The sequence below is a fragment of the Microbacterium sp. genome, assembly GCF_029263575.1.
Lineage (GTDB): Bacteria > Actinomycetota > Actinomycetes > Actinomycetales > Microbacteriaceae > Microbacterium.
In genome coordinates, this window is the sequence record NZ_JAJUFV010000127.1 from 1 (window position 1) to 8,660 (window position 8,660).

The 8,660-nt window shown below is 67.3% G+C and carries 7 protein-coding genes; 1 reads left to right on the forward strand and 6 read right to left on the reverse strand.

Annotated elements, in window-relative coordinates:
• Window positions 1-23 precede the first annotated feature (23 nt).
• Together metE and Q1J95_RS12105 are read right to left on the reverse strand one after the other, a co-directional pair.
• Window positions 24-2,339 carry a 5-methyltetrahydropteroyltriglutamate--homocysteine S-methyltransferase gene (gene metE, locus Q1J95_RS12100; RefSeq protein ID WP_300267859.1) on the reverse strand — a complete coding sequence of 772 codons (2,316 nt, stop codon included), beginning with the start codon at window positions 2,337-2,339 and terminating at the stop codon, window positions 24-26.
• 23 nt (window positions 2,340-2,362) lie between these two features.
• Window positions 2,363-3,310 (reverse strand): methylenetetrahydrofolate reductase, encoded by a 948-nt coding sequence (locus tag Q1J95_RS12105; RefSeq protein ID WP_300267863.1) that lies wholly within the window; start codon window positions 3,308-3,310, stop codon window positions 2,363-2,365.
• A gap of 124 nt (window positions 3,311-3,434) precedes the next feature.
• On the opposite strand from Q1J95_RS12105, the gene Q1J95_RS12110 reads away from it, so the two are divergent.
• Window positions 3,435-5,294, forward strand: coding sequence for a prolyl oligopeptidase family serine peptidase (locus tag Q1J95_RS12110; RefSeq protein WP_300267866.1), 1,860 nt, complete (start codon window positions 3,435-3,437; stop codon window positions 5,292-5,294).
• A 39-nt stretch (window positions 5,295-5,333) separates the two neighbouring features.
• On the opposite strand, the gene smpB is transcribed toward Q1J95_RS12110, so the two are convergent.
• The 4 genes from smpB to prfB form a co-directional block, all read right to left on the reverse strand.
• Window positions 5,334-5,810, reverse strand: coding sequence for an SsrA-binding protein SmpB (gene smpB, locus Q1J95_RS12115; RefSeq protein WP_300267868.1), 477 nt, complete (start codon window positions 5,808-5,810; stop codon window positions 5,334-5,336).
• Window positions 5,811-5,905: 95 nt separating this feature from the next.
• On the reverse strand, window positions 5,906-6,820 hold the full coding sequence (ftsX, locus tag Q1J95_RS12120; RefSeq protein WP_300267871.1) for a permease-like cell division protein FtsX: 915 nt from the start codon (window positions 6,818-6,820) through the stop codon (window positions 5,906-5,908).
• Window positions 6,817-7,851 (reverse strand): cell division ATP-binding protein FtsE, encoded by a 1,035-nt coding sequence (ftsE, locus tag Q1J95_RS12125; protein ID WP_300267874.1) that lies wholly within the window; start codon window positions 7,849-7,851, stop codon window positions 6,817-6,819. Before ftsE ends, ftsX begins: the two co-directional genes overlap by 4 nt.
• 59 nt (window positions 7,852-7,910) lie before the next feature.
• On the reverse strand, window positions 7,911-8,660 hold a 750-nt coding region (gene prfB, locus Q1J95_RS12130; RefSeq protein ID WP_300267876.1), incomplete at its 5' end, for a peptide chain release factor 2.

Here is an 8,660-nt window from a genome sequence, read left to right on the forward strand (position 1 = left end):
CGCTTCTGCATCGTTGCTGAGCCTCAAACGGCGACGGCGATGTCCTCGCGCACCCGACGTGTGGCCTCGACGATGTTCCGCAGCGACTGCGTGGTCTCGTCGTAGCCGCGGGTCTTCAGACCGCAGTCGGGGTTGACCCAGAGCTGGCGGGTGGGAATCTCGTCGACGGCGCGGCGCAGCAGCGACTCGATCTCATCGGTCGTCGGCACACGCGGCGAGTGAATGTCATAGACCCCCGGGCCGATGCCGTGGTCGAAGCCGACCTCGGCGATGTCGGTGACGACCTCCATACGGCTGCGAGCCGCCTCGATCGAGGTGACGTCTGCGTCCAGAGCGCGAATGGCGTCGATGACGACACCGAACTCCGAGTAACACAGGTGCGTGTGCACCTGTGTGGCGGCCGCTGCGCCACCCGTGGCGAGGCGGAACGAGTCCACAGACCAGGTGAGATACGCCGGCTGATCAGCCTTCTTCAAGGGCAGCAGCTCGCGTAGCGCGGGCTCATCCACCTGAATCACTGCGATGCCCGCGGCCTCGAGGTCACTGATCTCGTCGCGCAGTGCCAGAGCGACCTGGTTGGCCGTTTCTCCCAGCGGCTGGTCGTCGCGAACGAACGACCACGCCAGAATCGTCACCGGCCCGGTCAGCATGCCCTTCATGTGCTTCGCGGTCTTCGACTGCGCGTAGGTCGACCACTCGACCGTGATCGCGGCCGGACGAGAGACATCGCCCCACAGAATCGACGGACGCGTCGCACGCGAGCCGTACGACTGCACCCACCCGTTCTCCGTCACCGCGAAACCGTCGAGGTTCTCGGCGAAGTACTGCACCATGTCGTTACGCTCGGGCTCACCGTGCACGAGAACGTCGAGGCCGATCTCTTCCTGCAGCTCGACGACCGCGTCGATCTCGCGACGGAGAAATTCTTCGTAGTCGGTCTTCGACAGCTCACCCCGGGTGAACTGCGCGCGCGCCCGACGGATGTCTCCGGTCTGCGGGAACGAACCGATCGTGGTCAGCGGCAGGGCAGGCAGCCCCAGTGCCTCCTGTTGGGCGGCCTCGCGCTCGGCGTAAGACACACGCGAGAAGTCGCTCTGGGCGAGCTCACGTGCGCGCACGGCGCCGTCGCGAACACCGGGTGCGCTCTGGCGGTCGGCGAGCGCGGCGGAGGCGGCGTCAAGCTCGCCCTGGATACCCGCTCGTCCGTCTACCAGGCCGCGCGAGAGGGTGACGACCTGTTCGACCTTCTGGTCAGCGAAGGCAAGCCACGAGGTCAGGCGCGCGTCGAGCTTCGACTCGTCTGTCACATCGTGCGGAACGTGCAACAACGAGGTCGACGTGGACGCCGCGACCTGTGCAGCACCGAGACCACGCAGCGCTTCGAGCTTGTCGAACGCGTTCGCCAGGTCACCGCGCCAGATGTTGTGACCGTCGACGACGCCGCCGACGAGAGCTTTGTCGGCAAGACCCGGCACGGCAGCCGGAACATCGCCGCGGACGAGATCGATGGCAATGGCCTCGATGGGAGCCGCCGCCAGCACCGCCAAGGTCGATTCCAGCGCCGCGTACGGCGCCGCGACGAGGATCGACGGACGCTCGGTCGCCCCGCCGATGGTGGCCAGCGCCGCAGCCGCGGCATCCGCCAACTGCTGGGGCGTAGCCGGCAGCGACTCGCTGACGAGGGCGGGCTCGTCCAGCTGCACCCATTCGGTTCCCGCCGCGCGCAGGCGTGCGAGAAGGTCGACGTACACCGGCACGAGATCTGCCAGGCGTGAGAGCGGGTCGAAGCCAGCGGGTGCGGCATCCGATGCCTTCGCCAGAGCAAGAAGCGTGACCGGGCCGACCACGACAGGGCGGGTGACGAATCCCGAGGCGACAGCCTCTTCGACCTCGCGTACCAGGCGGTCACTCGAGAGCGAGAAGACGGTCTCAGGCCCGATCTCGGGAACAAGGTAGTGATAGTTCGAGTCGAACCACTTGGTCATCTCCAGCGGTGCGCGCTCACCCTCACCGCGGGCGACGGTGAAGTACGCCGGCAGTCCGATCGAACCGTCGGCGTCGCGCAGGTCTTCGAAGCGGGTGGGGATCGCGCCGACCGTGACGGCAGCGTCGAGCACCTGGTCGTAGAACGAGAACGACTCCGGGATGGCGGAGTCTCGGCGGCCCAGGCCGAGCTTCGCCAGACGCTCGCGTGTCTGTGAACGCAGTTCGGCGGCGGTCTGTTCGAGCGCGGCGAGATCGCTGCGCCCAGCCCAGAACGCCTCGACGGCCTTCTTCAGCTCACGACGACGACCGATGCGGGGGTATCCGAGGATCGTCCCTGGGGGGAATGCGGACATTGTGTGTTCCTTTCGGGATGGATCTAGCGACTCAGAGCAGGAAGAACCCCTGCCTGTTCAAGAACGGCGAGCACGGTCTCGTGCTGGTTGAACGCATACAGGTGCACGCCCGGGGCGCCGCCGGCGAGAACCTCGCGGCTGAGGCGCGCAGCCCAGTCGATGCCGATCTCGCGGCGGCCCTGCGTGGTGGGCTCGACCTCGAGCGCGATCGAGAGCTCACTGGGAAGCTCTTCGCCGGTGAGCTCGAGAACGCGCGCCAGGCGCTTCGGCGACGTGATGGGCATGATGCCCGGCAGGATCGGAATCGTCACGCCCGCCGCGCGGCTCCGCTCGACGAACGCGAGGTAGTCGTCGGCGTGGAAGAACAGTTGCGTGATCGCGAACGTGGCACCCGCCGCCTGCTTGGCCAGCAGCGCTTCGACGTCCTGTGTGCGGTGGGTGGCGCGCGGATGCCCGTTCGGGAAGGCCGCGACGGCGATGTTCGCCTTTCGACGCGGCGCGACGCTGGCGGCGCCGGGGATCCCGGGCACCGGCGACTCTTCGTAAGGCGCCCGCTCGGCCTGCGCACGGTCGATGAGCTGAACCAGCTGCGCCGCGCTCTCAAGGTCACCGAGGAACGGTTCGTCCTGGCCGAGGGGCGGGTCGCCGCGCAGAGCGAGGAAGCTGAGGATGCCGGCGTCCAAGAACTCGCGGATGAGCCGGGCAGCGCCCGCATAGGTGTTTCCGACGCAGGTGAGGTGGGCGAGCGGCTCCACATCGGTGTTCTCCCGGATGAAGCGGAGAACCTCGAGCGAGCGCCCACCGGTCGATCCTCCGGCACCGTAGGTGACCGAGAGGAAATCGGGGCCGGCCGCGGCGAGTTGGCGCACCGTCTCGTGCAGCGCTTCTTCGCTCGACGCCGTCCGCGGCGGGTACAGCTCGAACGAGAACGGCACGCGGGGCGTACAGTGCGTCGGGGACTCGGAGGACATCTTTCTCCTGCTGGGCGGTGATGGCAGGTGGGAATCCGGCCGTTTCCACGACGGTAGAACACGGCACGGCGAGGTCGCACACTGTGTGACCTCGTGTGTCAGACGTCACACGTAGGCTCGAGGTATGCAGCCGTACGGAACCTGGTCTTCTCCTTTCCTCCCCGCCGAGGTGGTCTCATCCGCCCCGCGCATCGATGGCGCCCGTTTCGTGGGCAGCGAGATCTGGTGGGGCGAGTCGGTGCCCGCTGAATCGGGGCGCGTCGCGGTGCGCAGCTCGTCAGGCGAGGTGGTGCTTCCGGCGCCGTGGAACGCTCGCTCGCTCGTGCACGAGTATGGCGGCGGGGCGTGGACGGCGGATGCCGACGGCACGCTGTTCTTCGTCGAAGGGCGCGATCAGCGCGTGTACCGGATGCAGCCGGGCGGCGATCCGCGGCCGTTGACGCCAGAGGGTCCGAACCACGGCGGTCTGCGCTTTACGCAGGGGCGTCTGTTCGCCGTGCGCGAGAACCTCGCCGCCGACCCGCACCTTCGGGCACTCGTCGAGATTCCCGTCGACGGGTCTGCCGCGACGGATGCCTCGGCGATCACCGTGTTCATCGAGGGCGAGGGGTTCGCCGCACACCCCGCACTGTCGCCGGACGGCACCCGGCTCGCCTGGGTGCAATGGTCACGCACCCGGATGCCGTGGCAGAGCGCGCAGCTGGGCCTCGCGATGGTTGACGGCTCGGGCACGGCCGAGGTCTCCACCCGCGCCGCGCTGCAACCGGAATGGACCGATGATTCGCAGCTCGTCTACGCGGACGACCCGACCGGCCGCTGGAATCTCTATCGCCTGAACGTCGACGGTCTGTCCGTGTCAGAGCCTGAAGCCGTCGCACCGGCCGACGCCGACACCGGGTACGGACTGTGGGTGCTCGGCAACCGCTGGTACCAGCCGCTCGCTGACGGGCGCCTCATCGCCGTGCACACGAACGGCGCGGACGAGGTCGTCGTCATCGACACCGATGGCAGCACGCGGCAACTGGATGTTCCACCCAGTGCGCACGTCAGCGTCGACGATGTCTCCGGCTCGCGCGTGCTGCTCTCGGGAGGCGGCGCGGCCGTGGACGCCGGCCTCTGGTGTGTGGATGTCGATTCCGGCGACCTCACGCGCATTCGCGGCGGCGCGGCGACCGACCCCCAGTGGATGCCGCCCGCGCGCCCTCTCACGATCGAAGGCGTCCACGGAACGGTGCACGCCTTCGACTATCCGCCGGCGAATCCGCACGCGACGGCACCCGACGGCGAACTGCCGCCGTACATCGTCTTCGTGCACGGCGGACCGACCGCGCACGTCGCCGGAGCCGCATCCGCCGCGATCGCCTTCTACACGAGCCGCGGCATCGGTGTGCTCGATGTCAACTACGGCGGATCGACCGGGTACGGGCGCGATTACCGCGAACGCCTCGACGGCCAGTGGGGCGTCGTCGACGTCGACGATGTGCTCGCCGCCGCGCGCGGCCTGGCCGGGTCCGGCCGGGCCGACCCTGACCGCATCGCGATCCGCGGCGGATCCGCCGGCGGCTGGACGGTGCTGTCGGCGCTCGTGCGCGGCGGGGTGTTCGCCGCCGGAATCAGCCGCTACGGGGTAAGTGATCTGCGGATGCTGGCACAGGACACCCACGACTTCGAGCGGTTCTATCTCGACGGACTCGTCGGCCCGCTTCCCGAGACCGAGCAGCTCTACATCGACCGGTCGCCGCTCACACACGCCGATCGAATCGAGGCCGGCGTGCTGCTATTGCAGGGTGAAGACGACCGGGTCGTACCGCCCTCGCAGTCCGAGGCGATTCGCGACGCCCTCGCCGCCAGCCGCGTACCGCATGAGTATGTGCTGTACCCCGGCGAAGGTCACGGGTTCCGTCTCGCGGAGACACGCATCGATGCGCTGGAGCGCGAGCTCTACTTCCTCGGGAAGGTCTTCGGGTTCGACCCCGATCTGTGACGGCGAACCGGTGAACCGCGGCCCTAGCGCGATGCTCTTCTACTCGCCCATGCGATTGCGCATGCGCATCGCCCGCGCGGCCTCACGGGTGTCTTGCCGCTCGCGCAGCGTCTGGCGCTTGTCGTACTCGCGCTTGCCCTTCGCCAGGGCGATCTCGATCTTGGCGCGGCCATCAGAGAAGTACAGCTTCAACGGGATGATCGTGTATCCGCCGGCCGATACAGCATGCGCCAGCTTCTGGATCTCTTCCCGATGCAGCAGCAGCTTGCGGATGCGCTTGGCCGAGTGGTTCGTCCAATGCCCCTGCGAGTACTCAGGAATGTGCACGGCATCGAGGAACACCTCGTTGCCCTTGACGAAGGCATAACCGTCGCTGAGGTTCGCGCGACCCTGTCGCAGCGACTTCACCTCGGTGCCGGTGAGCACCATCCCCGCCTCGTACGACTTCTCGATGTTGTAGTCGTGACGTGCGCGACGATTGGTCGCGACGACCTTCTCCCCGCGTTCCCTGGGCATGGTGGTTCCTATCTCTTCGGCAGCCAGCCCTACAGCTTACCCTTCGACGGGCTCGGGGACCGCTTGCCCGCTCGACGAGGGGCCGCGAACTCTTACTAGGTGCGCAGCCAACGACGGATCGCAAAGCCTGCTGACAGCACTGCGAGTACGACGCCGATGCCGATCAGCACCGGAACGACCAGCACGGCGTCCTGCATCGTCACCCAGGTCGTGATGAACGGGACCCGGCCCTTCAGATAGCCGTCGACACCGAAGTGCACCCCGGCCAGCACCGCCGCGCTCGCCAGGGCGGAGCCGAGGAAGGCGGCGAACACGCCCTCCAGCACGAACGGCGTCTGAATGAAGCGGTTCGACGCACCCACCAGACGCATGATCCCGATCTCTTTGCGGCGCGCATATGCCGAAAGCCGAATGGTCGTGGCAATCAGCAGCACGGCGGCGATGAGCATCAGCACCGCAATGCCGACGGCGATATATGTCGCCACCGTCAGAGCCGAGAACAACGGCTCGAGATACTGAAGCTGGTCGCTGACCTGCTCGACCCCGGCGATGCCGGCGAAGGCCTCGACGATCACCTGCGACTGGCTGGGATCCTTGAGGGTGACATAGAAGCTCTCCGACATCTGCTCTTCGGTCAGCACGCTCGCCTGCTCCTCGCCGAGCAGCTCGATCACGTTGGCGTACGCCTCGGCCTTCGTCTCGAAGCGGACGTTGCTGATGAGCGAGCCGAGCGCGTCGCCTGCCAGCTCCGCGCGCACCTTCTCGACCTGCTCCTCCGTGGCGGCGCCATCGATGCACGTCTCGCCCGACGACACCGACGAGCACATCGAGACCGACACCTGCGCGCGCTCTGTCCAGTAGCCGCGCATCGTGCTGATCTGGCCCTGCATGAGCATCGCCGCGCCGACGAACGTCAGCGAGACGAAGGTCACGAGCACGACGGAGATCACCATCGAGATGTTTCGGCGCAGTCCCCCGAGAGCCTCGAGGAGAATCAATCCCACCCTCACGAGGTCGGCCCCACTTCTTCGTCATCGCCGGTATCGGAAAGCCCCAGGCGGTCGGCGACGCCCAGCTCGGCGACGTCGACGTCAGCAAGCACGATCGGATGCGTGTTCGGCCCGACCGCTTTCTGCGCGGACTCCGTCATGCCGGTGTCGGGAGCGTCTGTGTGGGAAGCGTCTGTGCCTGCGGCATCCGTCGGCACCGCGTTGCGAGCGGCCTTCATCGACGCGATCATCTCGGCCGTGAGCGGCTCGAGCGACTCGGTCTGCCGCTGCACCTCTTGCACGGCGGTGAGGGCCGCGGTAGCGGCGACGCCGCGCCCCTCCTGCGGGGCGAGCTGCGGGATGCTCGAGCGGTCACCGTATCCGCCATGCACTTCGTCGCGGACCATCTCACCGTCTTGCAGCTCGATCACACGGCGCTGCATCTGATCGACGAAACCCGCCTCGTGCGTGGCCATGAGCACCGTGGTGCCGCCGGCGTTGATCCGCGCCAGCAACTGCATGATGTCGACCGAGGTCGCCGGGTCGAGGTTTCCGGTCGGCTCATCCGCGAGCAGCACCTGCGGGCGGTTCACGAGCGCGCGGGCGATCGCCACCCGCTGCTGCTCACCTCCGGAGAGCTCATGCGGCATCCGCTTCTCTTTGCCTTCCAGGCCGACCAGCGCAAGCGCCTCGGGCACAGCCTGCTGGATGAAGCCGCGCGACGAACCGATCACCTGCAGCGTGAAGGCGACGTTCTGGAACACCGTCTTCGATGACAGCAGACGGAAGTCTTGGAAGACCGACCCGATATGCCGGCGGAAGTAGGGAACCTTGCGGTTCGCGAGCGAGCGCAGGTCGCGTCCGAGCACGGCGACCCGGCCCGAGGTGGGGACGTCTTCGCGAAGGATCAGCCGCAGGCAGGAGGACTTTCCCGAGCCCGAAGCGCCGACGAGGAAGACGAACTCGCCCCGCTGGACCTCGAAGTCGACCCCGGCGAGCGCCGGTCGCTTCGTCCCGCGGTAGCGCTTGGTGACGTTTTCAAACCGAATCATGGCGATTCGAGCCTAAGCGCGCGTGTGCGCCTGGCCGCGAGCGACACCCGGACGATGGGTCAGTCTTCGTCTTTGCGCTTGCGCCAGCGGATGCCCGCTGAGATGAAGTCGTCGAGGTCGCCGTCGAACACCGCCGCCGGGTTTCCCGACTCGTGGCCGGTGCGCAGGTCTTTCACCAGCTGCTGGCCGTACAGGAAGTACGAGCGCATCTGATCGCCCCAGCTGGCGGTGATGTTGCCGGCGAGCTCTTTCTTCGTGGCGGCTTCTTTTTCTTTCTGAAGCAGCAGCAGGCGGGTCTGCAGCACGCGCATGGCGGCGGCCCGGTTCTGAATCTGTGACTTCTCGTTCTGCATCGACACGACGATGCCCGTAGGCAGGTGAGTCAGGCGCACCGCGGAGTCGGTCGTGTTGACCGACTGACCGCCGGGACCGGACGAGCGGAAGACATCGACGCGGATGTCGTTCTCGGGGATCTCGACCTCGGTCGCCTCTTCCATGAGCGGGATGACCTCGACGGCGGCGAAGCTCGTCTGCCGCTTATCGGCCGACCCGAAGGGGCTGATGCGTGCGAGGCGATGGGTGCCTGCTTCGACAGACAGGGTGCCGAAAGCATAGGGCGCTGTGATCTCGAACGTCGCCGACTTGATGCCGGCGCCCTCGGCGTAGGAGGTGTCCATGACCTTCGTGGGATAGTCATGCTGCTCGGCCCAGCGCAGGTACATGCGCATGAGCATCTCGGCGAAATCGGTGGCATCGTCGCCGCCGGCGCCGGAGCGGATCGTGATGATCGCCGAACGATCATCGAACTC

Excerpts from the sequence above, each read along its gene's own strand:
- smpB (WP_300267868.1), bottom strand. The coding sequence starts at position 5,810 with ATGCCCAGGGAACGCGGGGAGAAGGTCGTCGCGACCAATCGTCGCGCA.
- metE (WP_300267859.1), bottom strand. The coding sequence starts at position 2,339 with ATGTCCGCATTCCCCCCAGGGACGATCCTCGGATACCCCCGCATCGGT.
- Q1J95_RS12110 (WP_300267866.1), top strand. The coding sequence starts at position 3,435 with ATGCAGCCGTACGGAACCTGGTCTTCTCCTTTCCTCCCCGCCGAGGTG.
- Q1J95_RS12105 (WP_300267863.1), bottom strand. The coding sequence starts at position 3,310 with ATGTCCTCCGAGTCCCCGACGCACTGTACGCCCCGCGTGCCGTTCTCG.
- ftsE (WP_300267874.1), bottom strand. The coding sequence starts at position 7,851 with ATGATTCGGTTTGAAAACGTCACCAAGCGCTACCGCGGGACGAAGCGA.